This is a genomic window from Acinetobacter sp. ANC_7635 (assembly GCF_056779945.1).
In genome coordinates this window covers 20,564-41,646 of the sequence record NZ_JBWYIS010000017.1, presented here as the reverse complement: position 1 = coordinate 41,646, position 21,083 = coordinate 20,564, and the positions used below count along the sequence as shown (strand labels likewise).

19 protein-coding genes are annotated in these 21,083 nt (G+C 38.8%); 16 read left to right on the top strand and 3 right to left on the bottom strand.

The window, feature by feature from the left end; translation table 11 throughout:
* On the top strand, positions 1-1,260 hold the full coding sequence (gene murA / locus AC1M89_RS13775) for a UDP-N-acetylglucosamine 1-carboxyvinyltransferase (protein ID WP_481592367.1): 1,260 nt from the start codon (positions 1-3) through the stop codon (positions 1,258-1,260).
* A gap of 4 nt (positions 1,261-1,264) precedes the next feature.
* Complete coding sequence (hisG, locus tag AC1M89_RS13770; protein WP_180000150.1) at positions 1,265-1,963, top strand: ATP phosphoribosyltransferase; 699 nt, start codon at positions 1,265-1,267, stop codon at positions 1,961-1,963.
* Here hisG and AC1M89_RS13765 read toward each other — a convergent pair.
* Entirely contained in the window at positions 1,960-2,733 is a 774-nt protein-coding gene (locus AC1M89_RS13765; protein WP_481592368.1) for a hypothetical protein, read from the bottom strand. The two genes, hisG and AC1M89_RS13765, sit on opposite strands and share 4 nt — an antisense overlap.
* 272 nt (positions 2,734-3,005) lie before the next feature.
* On the opposite strand from AC1M89_RS13765, the gene hisD reads away from it, so the two are divergent.
* A complete protein-coding gene (hisD, locus tag AC1M89_RS13760; protein ID WP_481592369.1) occupies positions 3,006-4,307 on the top strand; it encodes a histidinol dehydrogenase in 1,302 nt (433 codons plus the stop codon).
* Between the two features lie 150 nt (positions 4,308-4,457).
* Positions 4,458-5,549, top strand: a complete 1,092-nt coding sequence (hisC, locus tag AC1M89_RS13755) for a histidinol-phosphate transaminase (RefSeq protein ID WP_481609300.1) — start codon at positions 4,458-4,460, stop codon at positions 5,547-5,549.
* Between the two features lie 48 nt (positions 5,550-5,597).
* Here hisC and pabB read toward each other — a convergent pair whose 3' ends face one another.
* A complete protein-coding gene (gene pabB / locus AC1M89_RS13750; protein WP_481614324.1) occupies positions 5,598-6,944 on the bottom strand; it encodes an aminodeoxychorismate synthase component I in 1,347 nt (448 codons plus the stop codon).
* Positions 6,945-7,190: 246 nt separating this feature from the next.
* Here pabB and filA point away from each other — a divergent pair, with 246 nt between their 5' ends.
* The 6 genes from filA (at position 7,191) to filF (ending at position 15,207) form a co-directional block, all read left to right on the top strand.
* Entirely contained in the window at positions 7,191-8,060 is an 870-nt protein-coding gene (gene filA / locus AC1M89_RS13745; protein ID WP_092768589.1) for a putative pilus system protein FilA, read from the top strand.
* A 183-nt stretch (positions 8,061-8,243) separates the two neighbouring features.
* Complete coding sequence (filB, locus tag AC1M89_RS13740; RefSeq protein ID WP_481609302.1) at positions 8,244-9,077, top strand: putative pilus system C39 family peptidase FilB; 834 nt, start codon at positions 8,244-8,246, stop codon at positions 9,075-9,077.
* A 65-nt stretch (positions 9,078-9,142) separates the two neighbouring features.
* Positions 9,143-10,351, top strand: a complete 1,209-nt coding sequence (gene filC, locus AC1M89_RS13735) for a putative pilus system protein FilC (protein WP_092768595.1) — start codon at positions 9,143-9,145, stop codon at positions 10,349-10,351.
* Positions 10,352-10,363: 12 nt separating this feature from the next.
* The gene (gene filD / locus AC1M89_RS13730) at positions 10,364-12,031 is read left to right on the top strand and encodes a putative pilus system OmpP1/FadL family transporter FilD (RefSeq protein WP_180000164.1); all 1,668 of its coding nucleotides are present in this window, start codon (positions 10,364-10,366) and stop codon (positions 12,029-12,031) included.
* Positions 12,031-13,287, top strand: a complete 1,257-nt coding sequence (gene filE, locus AC1M89_RS13725) for a putative pilus assembly protein FilE (RefSeq protein ID WP_481609303.1) — start codon at positions 12,031-12,033, stop codon at positions 13,285-13,287. The genes filD and filE overlap by 1 nt, the downstream gene beginning before the upstream one ends.
* A 12-nt stretch (positions 13,288-13,299) precedes the next feature.
* Positions 13,300-15,207: a putative pilus system protein FilF gene (filF, locus tag AC1M89_RS13720; RefSeq protein WP_481614323.1), complete on the top strand. Its 1,908-nt coding sequence runs from the start codon at positions 13,300-13,302 to the stop codon at positions 15,205-15,207.
* A gap of 35 nt (positions 15,208-15,242) precedes the next feature.
* Here the strand turns inward: filF and AC1M89_RS13715 are convergent, their stop codons facing one another.
* Positions 15,243-15,791 carry an NUDIX hydrolase gene (locus tag AC1M89_RS13715; RefSeq protein ID WP_035268253.1) on the bottom strand — a complete coding sequence of 183 codons (549 nt, stop codon included), beginning with the start codon at positions 15,789-15,791 and terminating at the stop codon, positions 15,243-15,245.
* A gap of 130 nt (positions 15,792-15,921) precedes the next feature.
* Here AC1M89_RS13715 and AC1M89_RS13710 point away from each other — a divergent pair, with 130 nt between their 5' ends.
* From AC1M89_RS13710 to AC1M89_RS13685, 6 genes are all read left to right on the top strand, one after another.
* Complete coding sequence (locus AC1M89_RS13710) at positions 15,922-16,536, top strand: CoA pyrophosphatase (RefSeq protein ID WP_035268255.1); 615 nt, start codon at positions 15,922-15,924, stop codon at positions 16,534-16,536.
* Between the two features lie 27 nt (positions 16,537-16,563).
* Positions 16,564-17,094, top strand: coding sequence for a gamma carbonic anhydrase family protein (locus AC1M89_RS13705; protein ID WP_481598046.1), 531 nt, complete (start codon positions 16,564-16,566; stop codon positions 17,092-17,094).
* 122 nt (positions 17,095-17,216) lie between these two features.
* The gene (gene tsaB / locus AC1M89_RS13700) at positions 17,217-17,882 is read left to right on the top strand and encodes a tRNA (adenosine(37)-N6)-threonylcarbamoyltransferase complex dimerization subunit type 1 TsaB (protein WP_481614322.1); all 666 of its coding nucleotides are present in this window, start codon (positions 17,217-17,219) and stop codon (positions 17,880-17,882) included.
* Positions 17,883-17,894: 12 nt separating this feature from the next.
* The gene (locus AC1M89_RS13695; RefSeq protein ID WP_481592376.1) at positions 17,895-18,719 is read left to right on the top strand and encodes an undecaprenyl-diphosphate phosphatase; all 825 of its coding nucleotides are present in this window, start codon (positions 17,895-17,897) and stop codon (positions 18,717-18,719) included.
* Entirely contained in the window at positions 18,713-19,531 is an 819-nt protein-coding gene (locus AC1M89_RS13690) for a class I SAM-dependent methyltransferase (RefSeq protein ID WP_481609307.1), read from the top strand. The genes AC1M89_RS13695 and AC1M89_RS13690 overlap by 7 nt, the downstream gene beginning before the upstream one ends.
* A 118-nt stretch (positions 19,532-19,649) precedes the next feature.
* Positions 19,650-21,074, top strand: coding sequence for a C13 family peptidase (locus AC1M89_RS13685; protein WP_481614321.1), 1,425 nt, complete (start codon positions 19,650-19,652; stop codon positions 21,072-21,074).
* The last annotated feature ends 9 nt before the right edge of the window (positions 21,075-21,083 follow it).

Sequence of the window (21,083 nt, the reverse complement as noted above, 5' to 3'; positions counted from 1 at the left end):
ATGGATAAATTTCTAATCACTGGTGGTAAAAGACTAGAAGGCGAAGTTCGCATCTCTGGTGCAAAAAATGCTGCATTGCCACTTTTAGCAGCAATGATTCTTGCTGAAACACCAATTACGCTCAGAAATGTACCCAAGCTTAAAGATGTTCATACGCTTGTAAAATTAATTGCAGGGCTTGGGATTACCATGAAGTATGAAGGTGATACTGTTGTCGCTGATACTTCAACCCTTGATAATCAATTTGCACCATATGAACTCGTAAAGACTATGCGAGCGTCTATTTTGGTGCTTGGCCCATTGCTGGCGCGCTACGGTAGTGCAAAAGTATCTTTACCTGGTGGTTGTGCTATTGGCTCACGTCCTGTTGACCAGCATTTAAAAGCATTAGAAGCTTTAGGTGCGGAAATTGAAGTCGAAGCAGGCTATGTCAATGCAAAAGTTGATGGTCGCTTAAAAGGCGGTGAAGTTGTTTTCGATATGGTCACTGTAGGTGGGACAGAAAACATCCTCATGGCTGCTGTCTTAGCAGAAGGTGTTACTACCATCCGTAATGCGGCTCGTGAACCTGAAATCACTGATCTTGCACTAATGCTCATAAAAATGGGTGCGAAGATTGAAGGTTTAGATACGGATACATTAATCGTCACTGGCGTAGAAAGTTTGCATGGTTGTGAATACTCAGTTGTTGCTGACCGTATTGAAACAGGATCTTATTTAGCTGCTGCTGCTATTACGGGTGGACGAGTTAAAACGACACATACAGATCCATTGCTGATGGAATCAGTGTTGGATAAATTTGAAGAAATGGGTGCAGAAGTTACGCGCGGTGATGATTGGATCGAACTCGATATGATGGGTAAGCGTCCTAAGGCCGTTAGTTTCCGTACATTGCCTCATCCAGATTTTCCAACAGATATGCAAGCACAATTGATGGCGGTCAATGCAATCGGTCGTGGGTTTGCAACAATTTCAGAAACGATTTTTGAAAACCGTTTTATGCATGTACCTGAATTGTCACGTATGGGCGCTAATATTCAGGTTGAAGGTAATGATGCAGTTGTAACAGGAGTTGAAAAACTTTCAGCTGCACCTGTTATGGCAACAGATTTGCGTGCTTCATTTTCTTTAGTTTTGGCTGCTTTAGCTGCTGAAGGAGAGACTTTAATTGACCGTATTTATCACATTGATCGCGGTTACGAAGATGTTGAAGCAAAATTACAAGGTTTAGGTGCCCAAATTAAGCGAGTGAGCGAGTAAGTTAATGAGCGATATGAGAAACGATGATCCTAATTTTGACGTAATGGGCAATTTTGATCATGGTTTAACCTTAGCATTAAGTAAAGGTCGTATTTTAAAAGAGACATTGCCATTGCTAGAAACAGCAGGGATTAATCTTTTAGAAGACCCAGATAAATCGCGTAAATTAATTTTTCCTACGACGCATAAACATGTTCGAATTTTAATTTTACGTGCATCTGATGTACCAACTTATGTAGAAAATGGTGCGGCTGATATTGGTGTTGCAGGTAAAGATGTACTGATGGAACATGGTGCACAAAATGTCTATGAACCATTAGATCTTAAAATTGCAAACTGTAAGTTAATGACAGCGGGCAAAGTGGGTATGGAGCGTCCGAAAGGTCGTTTGAAGATCGCGACCAAGTACGTGAATTTGACGCGTCAATACTATGCGAGCTTAGGCGAGCAAGTAGATGTGATTAAACTTTACGGTTCGATGGAGCTTGCACCTTTGGTTGGTTTGGGTGATTACATCGTTGACGTCGTGGACACAGGTAATACACTTCGCGCGAATGGTTTAGAGCCTCTTGAAGAAATTTGCAAAGTGTCTTCAAGACTGATTGTGAACAAAGCGAGCTTTAAGCGTAAACAAGCCTTACTTAATCCGATTCTTGCACAGCTTGAAAAAGCGGTGGAAGAAAGAGAAGCGAAAAAAGCTTAAGCTAGTTTAAAAAAAAACCGCCTTATTAGGCGGTTTTTTTTATGCGGTTTAATAATTTTAACTAGTTCTTGAACTAAATCATTAAAAGATTGATCGTAATCTTTTTTGTGCTCTGCAAAAGTTTTATCTGATTCGTTTATTTCTATTGATAATGGATCGGTGATAGTAACTTTAATATTTTTTGTAGTTATCATTTCATATAATTGATCGCTGAATTCTCTTCGAGCAGCATTTCCGATTATAGGTGGTGAATTTTCGAAATTCGTACCAAAATTATGTAGATCAATGATCTGAGTATTTGGGGTCACCTTAAATGCGTCATTGATGTGTCTGTAATAATTATTTAAATAACTTTCTTCAATATAAGTTATAGATTGATCAAAAAAATGAAACTGCATATAGAACTTTTTGTAGAACTTTATATCAATACGATCTTGATGGTTTAAAATTTTGTTTAGTAGTTCTAAGCCTTGTTGAATTAATTCGATCTCATTAATTTGAGACAAGCTTACTCTTTCATGCTCAAGGCTTGGAATGATTACAATGCTTTCTTTAACAGAATAAAGTGATTCAATTAATTTGTATTTTTTGTAAATTTTAAAATTCACTTCAATTAAAAGACTTATTAGTTTCTCAGCTTGTGATTTTTCTAAATCATATTGTTTTTCAATCTTCCAATTTAAGAAACCAATAATTGCAACTATTGGCGTCAGTACATATGCGGTTAAAGTTACTATATCTTGGATTCCTTGTTTAGTAACGGCACACATCAAAGACTGTCCCTGACAGTAATAAAAGTATTGAAAAATCCACAAATAGTTAAAACAACGACATAAATACCTAAATAGTAACCGACATATTTTTCTATTTCTTTCATCTAAAATCCCCCCGAGTAAAATCAAATTATGATAAGAACAGAGCTCAATAGAAAATTCAATTTAATCAAAAGTTATTTTCAATCATTTCTATCTGGGTTGCTTGAATGAAGATGCCCACAAATCAGTAGAAAACAGGTAAACTAAAGCTTCCCTTTAATTTCATTGTGGATAAATTGATGCGACGTTTATCGACTCAAGATCAAAATTTTAAGCAAGACTTTGCTGACTTGCTCGCTTTTGAAACCGTGAGTGACCCAGAACTTTTAAAAACAGTAGACAAAATCATTGCCGATGTTCGTCAACATGGTGATGCTCATGTTCTCAAACTCACACAACAGTTCGATCGACATCCAGCGCATCAATTTTCAGATTTAGAACTGACACAAGAGCAACTTAAAGCTGCATTTGATCATTTAACGACTGAAGTTCGAGAAGCTTTAGAGTTGGCTGCAAATCGTGTCCGTGAATTCCATCAGGCACAAAAACAAGATGGTTGGACCTATGTTGATGCTTTGGGTAACACCTTAGGTCAAAAAGTGACGCCGCTTGACCGTGTTGGAATTTATGTGCCAGGTGGTTTGGCTTCATACCCATCATCAGTACTCATGAATGCGGTTCCTGCTCACGTCGCAGGAGTACCTGAAATTATTATGGTTGTGCCTGCACCAAATGGTGATTTAAATCCATTGGTGTTGGCAGCTGCGTATTTGGCAGGTGTCACTCGAGTTTTTACGATTGGTGGTGCACAAGCGGTTGCAGCATTGGCCTATGGTACTGAAACTATTCCAGCAGTAGACAAGATCACTGGACCGGGCAATCGTTTTGTTGCAGCAGCAAAACGCGCCGTATTTGGTCAGGTAGGTATTGATATGATTGCAGGTCCTTCAGAAATTTTAGTGTATGCTGAAGGGGAAAATAATGCAGAATGGCTTGCAATGGATCTTCTGTCTCAAGCAGAGCATGATACTGTTGCTCAAGCTGTATTTATGACGCCAGACGAGCAACTGCTTCATGATGTCGCGATTGCAATTGAAGAGCACTTAAAAGCACTTCCTAAAGCAGAAATCGCACGAACTTCTATTGCTAATCGTGGTGCGCTCGTTTTAGTTAAAGATCGTGCCGAAGGTGCAGAATTGATCAATCAAGTTGCCCCTGAACACTTGATGCTATGTTTAGATGAAGCACAAGAAATGGCTGAAGGTATTCGCCATGCAGGTGCTATCTTCATGGGGCGTTATACGCCTGAAGCAATTGGTGATTACTGTGCAGGTCCGAATCATGTATTGCCAACCTCGGGTACGGCACGTTTTTCATCACCACTCGGGGTGTATGATTTCCAAAAGCGTTCAAGCCTAATCATGTGTTCGGAAGATGGCGTGAAAACTTTAGCGAAAACAGCAGATATTCTCGCACAGCAAGAAAACTTAGATGCTCACGCTCGTTCAGCGCGATATCGTTATCAGTAATTTAAACCATAAATTTGGTATGAATATTCCTCTCTAAATCTGTTTTTAAGCATTGCTGGAAATCGAAATGCAAGTGAGGTTAGGTGAGGGTAATTAAAAAATCTCTCCCTAACCTCCTTAGTCAGTGAGGGGAATTTAGAGAATTTAAAAATGAATATTACAGTAGAACAAATGCGTTTTTGGAGTCCCGAAGTACGTGAACTAGAGCCATATGTGCCTGGTGAACAACCCAAAATCCAAAATCTTTTAAAATTGAATACCAACGAGAACCCGTATCCACCATCTCCAAAAGTTGTAGAAGCGGTACAACAAGTTTTAGCAAATGGCGCGGATGTTTTACGTTTGTATCCTGACCCTGACGCATCGGAATTAAAGCAAGCAATTGCGAAACAGCAACATGTTCCAGTGGGGCACGTGTTTGTTGGTAATGGTTCTGATGAGGTTTTAGCTCATATTTTTAAGGCATTTTTTGTTCAAGATTTGCCAATTCTTTATCCAGATATTACCTACAGTTTCTATCCTGTTTATAGCCAATTTTTTGGTGTGAAAACTCAAATTTTGCCTTTAAACGAAAAATTTGAAATTGTTGTGGATGACTATAAGCAACCAAATGGCGGCATCATTATCACCAATCCAAATGCCCCTACCAGCATTGCACTTGGTTTGTCTGCAATTGAGGAAGTACTTCAATCGAACCCAAATTCAGTGGTTGTGATTGATGAAGCATATGTAGACTTTGGTGCTGAATCTGCAGTGGCTCTCGTAGAAAAATATGACAACTTGGTGGTCTGTCAAACAACTTCGAAATCACGTTCGCTTGCGGGATTACGGGTCGGGTTTGCGATTGCACAGCCGCATTTAATTGCAGCGTTAGAAGCGGTAAAAAATAGCTTCAATTCATATCCAATGGATCGTTTTGCGATTGCCGCTGCAGTGGCGTCTTTCGAGGATCAAGCCTATTTCGAAGCGCAAAATGCCAAAGTGATTGCCAGTCGTATAAAGTTAGTTGAGCAACTGCAATCTTTAGGATTTGATGTGTTGCCTTCTGCCGCAAATTTTATATTTGCAACTTTACCAAGCAAAGATGCAGGTCAGCTTGCAAATGAATTGCGAGAGCGTGGCATTATCGTAAGATATTTTAATAAACCACGTATTAATCAATATTTGCGTATCACCATTGGTACCGATGAGCAAAATCAACGTTTAATAGACACCTTGAAGGATGACATTTTAAAAGTGTGAGTGCTGCAAATTTTTGTTGTGGAAAAAGCGACCAGATAGGTCGCTTTTTTATGATTCGTACCATTGATTCATCAGTTTTAGCATGGCATCAACCTTATCAAAACATTCTTGATATTCTGCATCGCAATCTGAACTGATTGTGACACCACCACCAGCCCAAATAGACACATCTTGCTGATATTTTTGAATTGTTCGAATCAAAATATTCCAAGAACCAGTACCATCAAAATTAAAATAACCAATAGAGCCACAGTATGCACCGCGTGGGGACTCTTCAAGTTCTTCAATAATTTCCATCGCTCGAATTTTGGGTGCCCCCGTTATTGAACCGCCGGGGAGCGCTGCGTGTAAAACATCTAATTGATGAACATCGGATTTTAACGTCGCTTCAATTTCACTGACCATGTGGTGGACTTGATTAAAGCTTTCAATGTTAAATAATTTTGGTGTCTTGACAGTGCCAGTTTCTGCATAAATGCTTAAATCATTTCTGAGAAGGTCAACAATCATCAGATTTTCGGCCTTATCTTTCTCAGAGTTGATGAGTGTTTGTTTGGATTCTTGGTCTTTTTGAGTATCTTTAAAGCGTGGCATGGTGCCTTTGATCGGTTTAGTGATCATTTTTTTATTGGGTCTAAACTCGATAAATAACTCAGGTGAACAGCTCAAAAGTTCAAGGTTATCAATTTTAAGATAAGCAGCATAAGGAGCATTTGTGAGTGCCCAAAAAGGTTTAGCTATACTCAGTAGCTCACCTTCAGCTTGTGCTACAAATTCTTGAGTTAGGTTAATTTGGTAACAATCCCCAGCAACAATGTAATCTTGTACTCGTTGAAATGCAGTTTGATATTGTTGTTTAGTCCAACGTGCTTGCATGGGTGAACTGAGTTGAAATGATGATGGACTAGATTGCTGAATACAGTCTAATAATCGTGTATAAAGGCGCTCGGCATTATGTTCAGTGCTATAGAAAACCCAATCATTATTTTCATAAATCAAATAGCTTTCATACAAGCCAAAAAACAATTGTGGTTGTTTTTTTACCTTAGTGTTGATTTGAAAATTTGCTGCAAAATTATAATCATAGTATCCAATGTAACCACCTCTGAAATAATGGCGTGCAGAGTCAGAAAGTGGATTTTCACTACACTGAACAAAATCTTTGAGTGAAGAAATTTGACTTTCATACTGATAATTAAAATCAGAGCAACGCACAAATTGACTGAATCCGCCGTTTATATAAACGCAATATTTTTTTGGCAAAAATCCGATAATCGGTAAATCCTGATTTTCAAGATATACCAATCCTGTCAATGAACCAATTTTTTGCAAAAAATCAGCTTTACTTAGTCCTGAAATTTTTAAGTTTTGTTTAAAAAATGAAGCACTTACCATTTGTGACTTGTTACACTCTTTTCAGAAAATTTGCATCACCCATTTAATACTAGTTCACACTTATGCCATTTATCGGGAATAGGTCGAATTTTCTTAACAGATATTGATCATAAGATAACATAAGGTTAACTTAATACTGCAAAGCGAACTGCTCAAGGATGAAGTTTCAGTCGTTAAATTATAAAAACTTCAGAAACACGGAGAGCAGTCAAAAAAATGAAAAAAATGCTCTTGGGAGAGTACATAATGAAATTATTCACAAAATTGGCTTTAGTTTCTTCAATGGCGGTGAGCGTGAATGCTATGGCGATGCAGGCAATGGATGATGCATCACTCAGCGCAACGACTGGTCAAGATGGTATTACTATTGCCATTGATACAACTGCTGGTATCGAAATCGATAAGTTATATATTCATGATAATGATGGTTTTACAAATAGCGCTTTGACATTCGGTGATACGACCATTAATACAGCTGGCACTGCTGATCCAACAATTGGTGCTGGTGCAATCACGGTTAACGGTTTAACGATTTCAAAGGGTACTGGAAATACTCAAAACTTAGCAACGTTGAAAGTTGATGCCGCAGATGTTGGTGGTCAAGCGGTACTTAATGTTCTTGCTGAAACTGGTGCTTTAGACATCAATGTTGGTTCTATTGGGGTTGCAAGCTCTGGCACTTACAGTTCTGATGACAATGTTCGTGGTGTTGTTGAAGGTTCTGAAAAACAAATTATTACAGGTTTAACATTATCATTGGGTGCAACCAAAGCAAACGTTCAATTAGGTAATGCACCTCAAGGCGCTATGATTGTCGTTGATTCTGAAATCACTGGTGGTTTATCTACAAGCTTAACTATTAATGATACATCTACATCGGGTGGTGGTAGCATTGGAATCGAGGGCTTGAAAGTTACAAGTTCAGGCAGTAAAAACCTGAATGCTGACGCCAAAATTGGTGTAACAAAAGATGGATTATATATCAGCCCAGCTCAATCACCATTGAATGCTTACATCCAAAAAGTTTCTTTAGGTGAAGCTAATAAGAGTATCGGTTCAATCGAAGTTCAAGGTTTGAATTTGGGTAGCACTTCAATCAAAATTTCTGGTCACTAAGTTTTTATACAAAAAACGCGTGTTGATCACGCGTTTTTTAAATTTTGCGAATTTGAAATTAAAAAGTAAAAGTACTGTATTTTTAGGATGAAAAAGGTATTCTGAATATAAGAATAAATGTGAGTGCAAACTCCAACTACAGAATCATAAAGGCAAGTACGCCGAACTAGAACAGTTAACATTATGATAGAAATTACTTTAGGCTCTGCAATTATGTATTTTTTTGCGAGTCATGCTCTCGAAATTAAAGAAAAACCACGCGAAGCAGTTTATTACAGTGAGATTGCAGACTCACGACATCTATCTTATACAAAAAATCACCGTGAACCTGTAGTTATCAAGCCGGCTATCGAAAATCAGTTTAGAGGAATAGTTCGTCAAGCGTATGACTATAGTTGTGGTTCTGCGGCGTTGACGACAGTTCTTAATGGTCACGCTGGTCTAAATTTGACAGAACAACAAACCATGGAGGGATTGTTGCGATTTGGCGAGTATGATCGAATCATTGAGCGTAGAAGCTTTTCATTATTGGATATGAAGCGCTTCGTCACTGCTTTAGGTTATGAAAGTGGGGGGTACCGTGGTGAATTCAAAGACCTGATTAAACAGACACAACCTGCTATTGTTCCAATTCACTATGCAGGTTTTAAGCACTTTGTTGTATACAAAGCATATAAAGATGGAAGGGTTTATGTTGCTGACCCTGCATTAGGAAATATCAGTTTTGATGAAGCACGATTTAAAGAAATTTGGGAAAACAATACCTTATTTTTAGTGAACGTTCCTGAATCTCAACAGAAAGATCTATTGGCATTACAAGAAACAGATTTAAGACATGTCGATGATGCAACAATTAACCGTTACGCCTTAGTTGATGCACAATTTTCGTCAGATTATATGAATAAAATCGCAGATAAAGCCTCAACTATGCGTAAAGTATTAGATCTTGATCCCAAATCTCCAACGTATAATCAACCCATTACAACATATATGCGGCTTTACTATAAACGTAAGTAATTTAAATGCAATTAAATTGAATTGAAACAAAATCCAAATAATGAAGAATTGTGGTAGGAAGTAAAATGAATAATCAATGGACGAAAAGAACGCTACTCGCAATCAGTATTCAAATGATTGTCACAGGCGTCTATGCAGCACCCGAAACAGTTGAAGCTCCATCAGAAGAGAATATTTCTCAAGATACTCAAAATAATACTGAAAATAGTTCTGCGACCGAGCTTGAACAAGCACAATCAAGTTATACGGCAGAATCTACTGAAAATGTTGATGCAACACCTTCTCTTAAGCCAGGTGTTGAAGGGCAGGCTGCAAATGCACTCCAACAAAAAGAAGGTGATGCGACGCAAGAGACTAACTTGCAGGAAGTTTTTTCCTCTAATGAGCGACAATATTCACTGATTAAGCGTGGTGAGTTTTCAACGTTCTATGATCTTGATTATTCGTACTATCGGGATTCACAAATAAATGCTTCGATCGATGAAGGACAGTTGTATCAACTTCGTATTGATGAAGATGCAAATCATACGATTACCAATACCATCACAGCGCAATATGGTTTAAGAGATAACATCACGCTAAATGCTTCAATTCCATTGGTTGCAAAGTCTGATAGTGTCAAAGATACGACCACTGCTGGTTTGGGTGATATTAGTTTAGGGGCGCGTTGGGAGCCATTTCCACTGAAAGAAGGTCGTTTGCCACTTATTTTGTTTGGTAATCTATCGACAAAAACAGGTGATAGCCCCTATGAAATTAATCCTTTGACGGATCTCTCAACAGGTAAGGGGTATTATTCAGTTGGTGTTGGTGCAAGTACAAGAAAATATATTGATCCAGTTGTATTGTTTGCGTCAGTATCAACAAATTATGGTTTTAAGGAATCTGGCTTAAATCAAATCCGAGGGGGAGGAAATACTCAAGGTGAAGGTTTAACCGGGCGTAACCGTGTTTTAGATACATTTGAACCCGGTGTTACGGCTGGATTCTCGTTCGGGTTTGCATATTCATTTAACTATGATGTCTCGTTGACCATGTCTTATCAGCAATCGATGAACATGGGTACCAAATTTACATATGATACAGGTGAATATTACGAGCCTGCGACTCAGACCAGTTCTATGTTTGCGGTGGCTCTCGGTGTACGTGTTAGTCCGAAGACGATTGTCAATGGAACGATAGGTATCGGTTTAACTGAAGATTCTCCAGATGTTTCTCTCGGCCTATCGTTCCCATTAGATATACTTGGCTTCGGTAAGAAAAAAGCAAGCTAAAGGAGTTCGGAAATGAGTCAATTCCGTTTGCATCCTTTAGTTACGGCAATTGTTCTGAGTGGATGTAGTACGCAAGTCTTTGCACACCTTGGGCAGAATTTATCTGTAGATGTACGCTCATTATCAATGGGTAATGCTGTCACTGCAGATCCACCCGGGATTAGTGCAATTCACTTTAACCCTGCGGGTTTAACCAAACTCAAAGGGTTACAAACCGACGTTCAAGGGTTAGTTGCTAATTTTGATATTCAGCGTGAATTTTCCGCGCCATCAGGTTATGACGTCTTTGGATATTCTGATGATCCATTAATCTGTAATGATGCGCTTGATAATCCATCAAACCTCTGTACTGATTTTAAGGATTCTGTGAGAGGTGATGTCGAGTACGCATCCTTATATATTCCTATATTGAAAAAAATGGTGGATTTAGGAGAGGGATGGCCAGTAGCAGCTCCAACTGGAGGAATCTCCTACAACCCACCAGGATCTAAGTTTACTTTCGCTACAGCAGTTTATGCACCAATGGTTGCAGGTTTCGGTGCAGAAGATGGTAATCCGGGTAACTTCATGGGGCAGCAAGTTGCCATGGAGCGTATTACATATTTATCACCATCGATTGCATATCAAGTAAATGATGAACTTTCAATTGGTGCTTCAGTGGGCATGTCTTATCAAGCCATTGCCATGAAAACAGATTTACGTTTTCCAAATGAAATGATTGGTCTTCTTCGGATGGTGGATGAGTCTGTCTGTGCCCCTTTCCGTGGAGGGAATGACAATATTGTCACGAATATTTTGTTATTCGGCTTATGTAATACCAATGAGGGCATGAATCCATTTTCAACTTTCGGGAAAATCAATGTTGAAATGGAGCAGAGTTTATCACCAAGCTACAACTTAGGTGTCTTGTGGGAACCCACTGAAGAGTTTGGTTTGGGGCTGGTTTACCAAAGCGGTGCTAAAATGCGCTTGAAGGGTAAATATATTGTAGAAAATGGAAACGCATCCCGAGAATTAATCAAAGGACTAAACTCCTCACCTACGGGGCAAGTTTTGGCAACCATACTTGGTTTTCCAAACTATGTACCTGCGATTGAAACTGGTCTAATGTCTATGGATTTAGAATATCCAGCACATTTCCAAGCGGGGATTAAGTACAAAGTATTCCCGGACTTACAGGTAAATTTCGATGTGGGATGGACTGACTATGCGGCTTGGGATAAGTTTAAATTTGAGTTCGATCGTCAAATTTCTGCTCTGAAGATTGCAAAACTGTTATCTAATGATGTAACAGACTCTTCTTTATCTCTGCCTCTAGGTTTTCAATCTCCATGGAGTTGGGGCGTTGGCGTTGAATATTCTGCCAATGACCGTTTGAAATTCCGTGCTGGTTATGAACCTAGAACAAGTGCGATCCCAGATGGAAAGCGGAATACAATGGTACCGATCAATAATGCACAATTGTTTGGATTGGGTATTGGTTACCGTTTTGATGAAGATACAGATATTGATTTATCAGTCGGGTTCCTTCGTAGCCGCGATAGAATTCCAGCGGGATCAAGTAGCCTAGCCAATCTAGACGCCGTGGATAATTTATTACTTAATCCATATGCTGGCTTAAATGTATCGACGAATACCAAAGTTACGATTTTAGGTATAAATTATAGAACGAGATGGTAATGGACTTAAATCTTGAGCAATTTAAACAAATAAAGATAAGAGTAAGCCAGTCTCTCGGTTGTGTCTTATGCGCAGGTTCTTTTTTAATATGTCCTACATTGAATGCCCAAGACTTTTACACAATTATAGGTCCAGATGGTAGACCGATTGTCATTGAAAGATCTGCATCTAGTGCTCAAAAAAACGAATCTATTAAAAATCGAAAATCAATTCAAAGAGAAAATGTTCAGCCAAAAATCATTCAAAAAAAACCAGCAGATGAGCCTAAAAAAATACAGGTTGAAATCGCTCAGCCGAGTATTAAAGCTCCTACAGCGAGCAAATCAGTTGGGCGCAGTCAAAATGACAATGTTGAACAATCAACAGTGAGTGTTGAAAAAAAGACTCAAGATCAAACGACGAAAATTGATCTTGCACAGACTAAAGTCAATACGAAACATGAGCAGTCATTAACAAAAAATAAATCTACACACGATCAAAATTCTAAAGAAAGCGTTCAACGTGTTGAGCAGATTTCAGATAGCAAAAACGCAGGTGGTTCACTGAAAGCTGAAAAAGGAAGTCCTGTAACTGTAATTGATGGTGTTGAATACATTGATCATGAATATCTTGAGGATCATGAGTTTAATCTGGAAGGAAGAAAACGGTTTTATGTAGTTCCTGATACGCAGGGTGTAGGTGCAGCTCGTTTTGAAACAATTGAGCGACAAAAAGGGATTACCAAAGCCGTTTTATCTCAGTTCCTACAGCCGACAGAGCCTACAGCGAAAGAAGCAATGGCTTTATCGAGTACGTACATGCGTATTGAAGCAAAAGATCTTGCAGAATCTTTGGAACGTAAATGCTTTCAAGATAAAAAAATTCAGAAAGCTAAGCGTTTGAAGGGTGCTCAAGGTGAAATTGGTTTATGGCCAGTTGCGCCATTGAAAGAACGTTTTGCTTATGAGGTGGTGGAGTTAGATGAATCAATTGATCAGATTCAAATTCAATCATTTGCTTCATCTCAAAATAACCCAACTTTTTATTGGCCGATTGCAGTATTTTTGGATCAGCAAGGTTGCATTTTAGAGGGAGCGACTGGTTTTAAAAGTACAGATACTCAAGCCAACGTCACGACATACTCTGCACTCGAAGGTATATTAAAAAAACCACCTCAAACACGATATTTATTACTCACCCCTTTAGTCGAATCAATTGATATTCAAAATCAAAAACTCGTGAATACTGGTCAGCTAAAGCTTAAGGCCATCAAATAAAAGAGAACTAGAATGAAAAAGTCTAATATTATCCCATTCACGTTTTCCACGCTTTTTTTAGCACTGACTGGATGTGGTGGAGAGAGTGCTAAAATAAATGAAGATCCTAACCGTGGTTCCGTTACAACCTCTAATGGTTGTTTAACCTCAAATGATGCTAATTGTCTTGGATTTGTCTTGGACTATCCTGTAGAGGGACTAAAGTTCGATTGTAGTACTGACAAACTGAATCACTATCGAACTGAACTCGATCCTAATGTTGCGATTGGTTCATGCAAAGTGGGAGACAAAGTTACATTTTATATTCAGGGTGAAGCCAGTGCTCGAAAAATTGAGTTAGGGACGGTCGATTTAGGTTCAATTGTGCCTAAGAAAATGAGCGATGTTTATATTCAGATTGGTGTGCAAGATATGGCTCAAGGGCTAACTGGTAAGCCAATTGAAAATTTTAATATGTCCGATCCTACCTATAACGCAATGGTCGGAATTACACGAATTTTGCAAACATTAGGTGTAGATCAAATCAGTAATGTGCCTGGTGATATACAGCAAGTTGTGCTGTCAAAAGACAATTTGGATGGGCTTCAAGTGATCAGCCAAAATATAACGGCCAATGAGTTCAACAATGGCAGTTATGTTCAGATCCTGAAACCATGGTTAGATGTCGATAAGGTATCAATTGATGATGCGGAAAAAGTAGCACAACAGATCATCAGAATGAGAAGTGTGGGTATTTATCAGGCCAATCACTTACTCTTTATTGGACAAAATACTAATTTCGCAGGGTTTCACGGCTCAAGCCTAAACAATAATCAAGCAATTGCTGATATGAGCGTAATTACTACGCGCGAAGGTTATGCGAGTGGTTATCTCTCACAGTGGAGAGGGAAACCAATTGTTACGGGTAGTAATACTTCAGAAGAGTTAGCACGAGTATTATTAATCAATCAAGTACCACCTGAAAAATTAGATGTCGTTTCTAATTCAAAAGATTGGTTGAATAATATCTCACAAAAAATACAAAAACCTTTAGTTTTTAAAAGTATTGAATCTTCAAATGACAAATTAGAAATCTATAAAGGAACTCTGTTTGGTCAATCCATTATTCCTGGTAATCAGTATGCTTATCAAGGATTCTTAGGCAGCAAGGATACACCTACAAGCACTGAGGTATATGGGGAGTGGCGTCAAGATGTCAATTCTGAGCGCTATACAGGTAAGCTTGATATTCTAAAATACAGTCCAGTGAGCTATTTAGATCGTAAAGTGTTCAAAACACGTAAAAATGTTGAAGCTGGGGATCAAATTATTTTCCCATTATACGCAGATTTAGTGTTTAACTTTAATGATAAAACGATTCCATCACAAACAGTGAGTATCGTCATTGATGAAAATGGAGATATACGAACCAATCGTACTGCATCGAGTTTAAAATCTACCACTTGTCCAAGCATTAAGAATACTTCAACCATGACCGATGAATTGGATGTTCAACAATTCATTATTGGTACGACAGGCACAACATATTCAACTGCAAATGATAAATCTCTGACAATACGTATGATTCTAGCGAATCCAATTTTTGGGAACCTAAATGGGGTCAGAGCTGGACTAAATAACAGACCAGACTTTGGAGTCGATTCTAATAGTGAACTTGTGTCATCTGGAGGTGTGCGTTTAAATTTACAAAACTTAATCGTAAATAATGACATAAGAGCGGGTATTAATATCACGAGTTGGGATACTAAGGGCTCTACAGCCGCAGCTGAATGGGTGAATACGCATGCGACATACCAACACACGTACAATTCGATTCCAGAGAATAAACCAACGACTGAACAACTTAATCTAGCAAAGCTTAGAACAGGAACAATTGAAATTGCTTTAACACCTTGTTATCAAATAGGTCGAAAAGCTTAACCAAAAAAACTCCATCTTATGAGATGGAGTTTTTTTTAACCTGTTTGATCAAGTCGAGTACCTAAGGTCTCTAAGTGTGTAGGAAAATGATTCGATTTTCGGTCTTCAAAATAATGACGAAGCGTTCGTTCAACACTTGGGAAAGCTAAACTATCCCATGGAATCTCGTGTTCTTCAAATAAACGACTTTCGATGGTTTCTTCACCAGCTCCAAATTTACCTTCAACAAGGTGAGATTTAAATAATACGTAAATTTGACCAATACGAGGGATATTGTACATACAGTACAATTGCTCAATTTCCACTTCAGCTTCAGCTTCTTCACGAGTTTCACGAGCTGCACCTTGCTCCATTGTCTCGAAGAGTTCCATATATCCTGCTGGTAGCGTCCAAAGACCATAGCGCGGCTCAATCGCTCTACGACATAAGAGTACTTTATCTTCCCAAATCGCTAAGGCTCCACAAATGACCTTCGGATTCACATAGTGAATGGTTTTACAATGCGTACAGACTTGGCGTACTTTATGATCACCTAAAGGAATCTGTTCGGTCGTCGGTTGCCCACAGGCCGTGCAAAAAGGCATATGCTGTCAAGTAAAAATGAGATGATTCAGCATACCCCAAAAAAATAACTTTCGCATCATTTATAGCCTTATGCACAAAATTTCATATATGATGGGATGAGAATAAAAAAGAGAGATCGAGCTATTCAAGATGATGGATCATTCATTAACATTGCAACTGCAACAACACCTTAGGTTTTCTAAACGCATTCAAAAAGCTGATGCTGCAGTATTACTTGCAATCACCAATGAAGATGATCCTAAAATTCTGCTGACGCGTCGCTCTATTTATATGAATAATCATGCGGGTGAAGTGTCATTCCCAGGAGGAAAAAGAGATCCGAACGACACCAGTAATATTGTTGTTGCACTCCGAGAAGCGTGGGAAGAAACGGCTTTGAATCCGTTCGATGTAAAGTTGCTAGGTGATCTGCCTTCAGAGCGCTCGAAAGCGGGTGTTTTAGTAAAACCTGTGGTTGGATTGATACCGCCTAATGTGAAGCTTGTCCCACAACCTACAGAAATCGATCGTATTTTTTTTGCTTCAATCCGCGAAATGATGGATGCTCGCCCAACACCTTATGAAGTTCGATTGGCTAAGCAATCAATCTATTTTCCAAGTTTAAGAGTTGAGAATGAGGTGATATGGGGTCTTACAGCAAGGATCCTGATTTCGTTGTTTCAGTATGGCTTAAATTATAAAAAAAACTGGCCCTTTTTGCTCAATTCCCCAAGTTTTAAATCTTCAATTTTCAAACAACATTAAAATATTAAATGCATAGGATTGCTGCATATGATGTACAAATTTCAAGACAAAACCCCTTCAACGACGATTCAACCATGGAATGGATGGATTGCAGAAAATGCCACTGTGATTGGCGATGTTGAACTTGGACAAGAGGTGAGTGTTTGGTTTGGTGCGGTAATACGCGGGGATAACTGCAAAATTCGTATTGGTGATTTCAGTAATATTCAAGAAAATGCCGTCTTACACACTGATCCGGGCATTGAATTGAATGTTGGGCAATATGTCACCATTGGTCATCAAGCAATGTTACATGGTTGTACGATTGGAGATAATAGTTTGATTGGTATCAACGCCGTCGTATTAAATAATGCTGTAATCGGTAAAAATTGCATTATTGGCGCGAATGCGTTGATTCCAGAAGGTAAAATCATCCCAGATAATTCATTGGTGATGGGCTCTCCTGGCAAAGTAATTAAAACATTAGATGAGTTTGCAGAAGCTAAACTTAAAATGAGTGCGATGCATTATGCGCATCATTTCAAAAATTTCACTCAGCTTGAAAAATTTGAATTTTAAATATAAGTGTTGAGATTGATACCAGCGTTCAATAATCACTAAATCTGAACAGATCTGCTCTCGCAGGAATAATTCGAGTGGAGTATGATTAGCACCATTTTTAACGATTTATAGGGGCATGCATGAAATTGCTTGCATTAGAAACTGCCAATGAGCAGTGCTCAGTTTCGTTAATTGATGAGAATCAAGTACTTTTTTATAAACTAGATGATCGTGCAAAAGCGCAGACCCAATCTATCCTCCCAATGATTGAAGCAGCTTTTCAGCAAGCTGAAGTACACGTTTCAGATTTGGATGCGATCGCTTTTAGTCGTGGTCCTGGCTCATTCAGCGGTGTGCGTATTAATGCAGCAGTCACTCAGGCGCTTGCATGGTCACATGACGTGCCTGTGATTCCTGTTTCATCCCTTCAAGCTCTGGCACAGGCTGCTTATCGAATGTATCAACTGACAGAAGTTACGGCTGTACTTGATGCAAGAATGAGTGAGGTCTACATTGCAAGTTTTCAGTTAAATGCTCAAGGTTTAATGCAGTTGGTGGATGAAGAGCAATTATTAAATTATGAAAATGCTGCAGCCTATCAAAAGTTTCAAATGATTGGTTCAGGAACAAAATGTATTCATCCCGAATTAAATGATTATTCACATGTCCAAGCAACTGCTGAGGATATAGCGACGATTGCACGTGAACATGCTTTAAAAGAACAATGGCTCAGTGCCGATCTCGCACTACCCGTTTATTTACGTGACAATGCGTGGAAAAAAATTCCAGAACAAGGCAAAGCATAATTAGGAATTTCTATGGATCTTTTACTGCTGCTTAAAGCGGCAATTATGGGTATCGTTGAAGGTATTACTGAGTTTTTACCCATTTCTAGTACAGGCCATTTAATTTTAGCCGCTGAACTCATGAATTTCTGGACCAAGGAAAAAAGTGATGTCTTTGTGATTGCCATTCAAATGGGGGCAATCGCAGCGGTTATTTATGAATATTGGTCGCGCTTATGGGGTGCTGCAACGGGTATGGTCACTGGCGAAGCACAAGGTAGAAGACTCGGATTTGGTTTAATCTTGGCTTCAATCCCAATTGTTACAATAGGTTTGACCTTTGGGCAAACAGTAAAAGAGCTATTATTTAATAACTACGCGATTGCAATTGGCCTGATTGTGGGTGGTTTAATTATCATTTGGGTAGAAAAAAATCCCCCAAGAATACGTGTCAAAGAAGTTGAAGAGCTCAGTTATAAAGATGCAATTTGGATTGGTTTAATTCAAGTGCTCTCTTTGATCCCAGGTACGTCACGTTCTGGTGCTACGATCATCGGGGCAATGTTTTTAGGCGTTTCCCGCAAAGCAGCGACCGAATTTTCATTCTTTCTTGGAATTCCAGTCATTATTGGTGCTGGATTATTAGATTTATATCAAAGCTATGATGTGTTCCAGACTGCTGAAGATTGGGCAGTGTTGACAACTGGGTTGATTGTTTCATTTGTCTCAGCTTTATTACTCATTCGAGCTTTGGTTGCCTATGTCGCAAAACGTGATTTTATGATTTTTGCTTGGTATCGAATTGCTTCAGGTTTAGTGATCCTTCTCTTTGCATTTACAGGTTGGAAATTATGGTAAGCGAAATACGCTTATTTGCTGAACGAGATTTTCTTGAGAAAGCACAGCATTTTAATGCTGTGCTTTCTTCTCGTGGGGTGCAGTCAACAATCGAAGAGGTTGAAAAATTGAATGCTCGATTTTTCAGACATCATCCTGAACTTGCGCTTTGTGTTGATCAAGATGGGTTGTGGCTGTGCGCACAGGGCATGCGTATGCAACCTGATTGGAAAGCCGAAGTCGGTCGCTTAAAACGTGCTAGCTTAAAATCTGAAATGATTGCGAGGGCATGCCAGTTATCTGAAAAACCCCAGCTCATTGATGCCACCGCAGGGCTTGGGCATGACAGTTTACTGATGGCACATTTAGGGGCAAATGTCACATTAGTTGAACGACATCCAATTTTATATACTTTGTTAGAATCTACTCATCAACAAGCGAGTCTTGACCCATTTTTAAAGAGTATTGTTGCGCGTATTCAGCTGGTTTTCTCAGATTCTGCTGATTATCTTAAGCAATGTGCAAACCAACTCGTCGATGCCGATGTAGTGTATTTAGATCCAATGTTTCCACAGCGCGATCAGAATCAAAATGCCATTAAAAAACAAGCGCAAGTGAAAAAACAAATGCAGCTGTTACATCTTCTGTTGCCTGAAGATGGAGAGATGGATTTAGGTGAAGAATTGTTGGCATTGGCTCAAAGCGTTGCTAAGCGAGTTATTGTAAAGCGACCAAGGCATGCTGTTTATCTCAATGCGCAAAAACCTGATCATCAATGGTTAGGTGATGCATGTCGCTTTGATGCCTATTTTCAAACGATTGTTTCTGAGTAGTTTGGTAAATGACTCAAAAATAATCGAAAAATTGTTATATAGTTAAAAGTAGCATTGATAATTATTTAACCGAGCATAAACTTAAAAAAGCTGATCCAAGCACCTACACAGTAATCTTATGATAGACCTTAAACCTTCAATTAACTTTTGGCATGATTTAAAAAGTAACCAGCTTGCAGGGATTTGGTTATTTTTAGGTTCAAGGAAATCACTACAGATTGTAAGGCCATCAATTCTTCAACTTATTTTTTGGGGAATTCTTGGAGGTTCAGCGAGCTCTTTATTTAGCTGGTTGTTATCGAATGGTGCTGGAGAATTTAATTCTCAAGGATTAGTGAGTTATGCGCTCTGGCCATTTATTGCTTTAATTGTTGGGATTTTCCTTTCACAGCGTACTAATAATCCACGTTTGATGTTAGTGCCAGCATTACTTTGGTTAGTACTAGACACACATATTGTTTTGATTCAGTGTCTTATCCAATATTATTTTAATAACTTTGACTATCAACCTAATTTCCTTGTTGATCATTTGCAGCACATATTTTCTTTATTGTTTGTTTGGCAAAGTTTAGCTGTTGTTTGGGTTTTTTCGCGTGAATTAAAATGGCCTTGGTGGGAGCGACTGCTCATCATGATCGCCACGTTTTTTACACTTTTTGTGTGGCAGATTTCGTCACAAAGTCAACCAATTTGGAAGGTAGATGAGGCGCCTCCAAGTATTTCAGAACAATCATTTTACGCGCAAAGCAGATTATTAAATCAGGCGCTTGAACAGATCCAATTTGGAGAGTTCGCGAACTCGCATTGGTATTTTATGGGCGTAGCTGGTGCAAGTTATCAAGATGTATTCAAATTGGAAATTCAAAGATTTAAAGATCAATTTGATACGCGTTTCGGAACCTTTGGTCGTTCAATTGCGTTAATTAATAATCCTGCAACTCGCGAAGAATATCCAATTGCGTCAAAGACCAGTATTGATTTGGCATTGCAACGTATTGGCGCTCAGATGAATCGTGAAAGTGATGTCCTGTTTCTTTATATGACTTCCCATGGATTGAGTAACCAATTTCAAATGGAAAATACGCCAATTGATTTGGAAGACATAGATCCAAAATGGTTGCGCCAAACGCTTGATAAATCAGGGATCAGATGGAGAGTCATTGTGATTTCATCATGTTTCTCTGGTAGTTTTATTCCAGCGTTGCAATCGCCAGATACATTAGTCATTACTGCAGCTGCAGCAGATCGAGAGTCTTTTGGTTGTTCAAATGATACAGACTCGACTTATTTTGGACGTGCTTTCTTTGATTTAGCGATGCGTGAAAAAAATAGCTTACGTGAAGCCTTTGAAGATGCATCAGTCAATATTGCGCATTGGGAAAATGCACAAGGGTTTATGCCATCAGAGCCACAATGGGTCATTGGTAAGAATATGGAAATTATGTTGCCGCAACTTGAAAAGAGATTATTTCCTCAGGTTGGATTATCAACCGTAAGTAGTGAACACCAGAGTGATAGTGCTCAGTTTACGAATATGCGATGATGTTTTAAA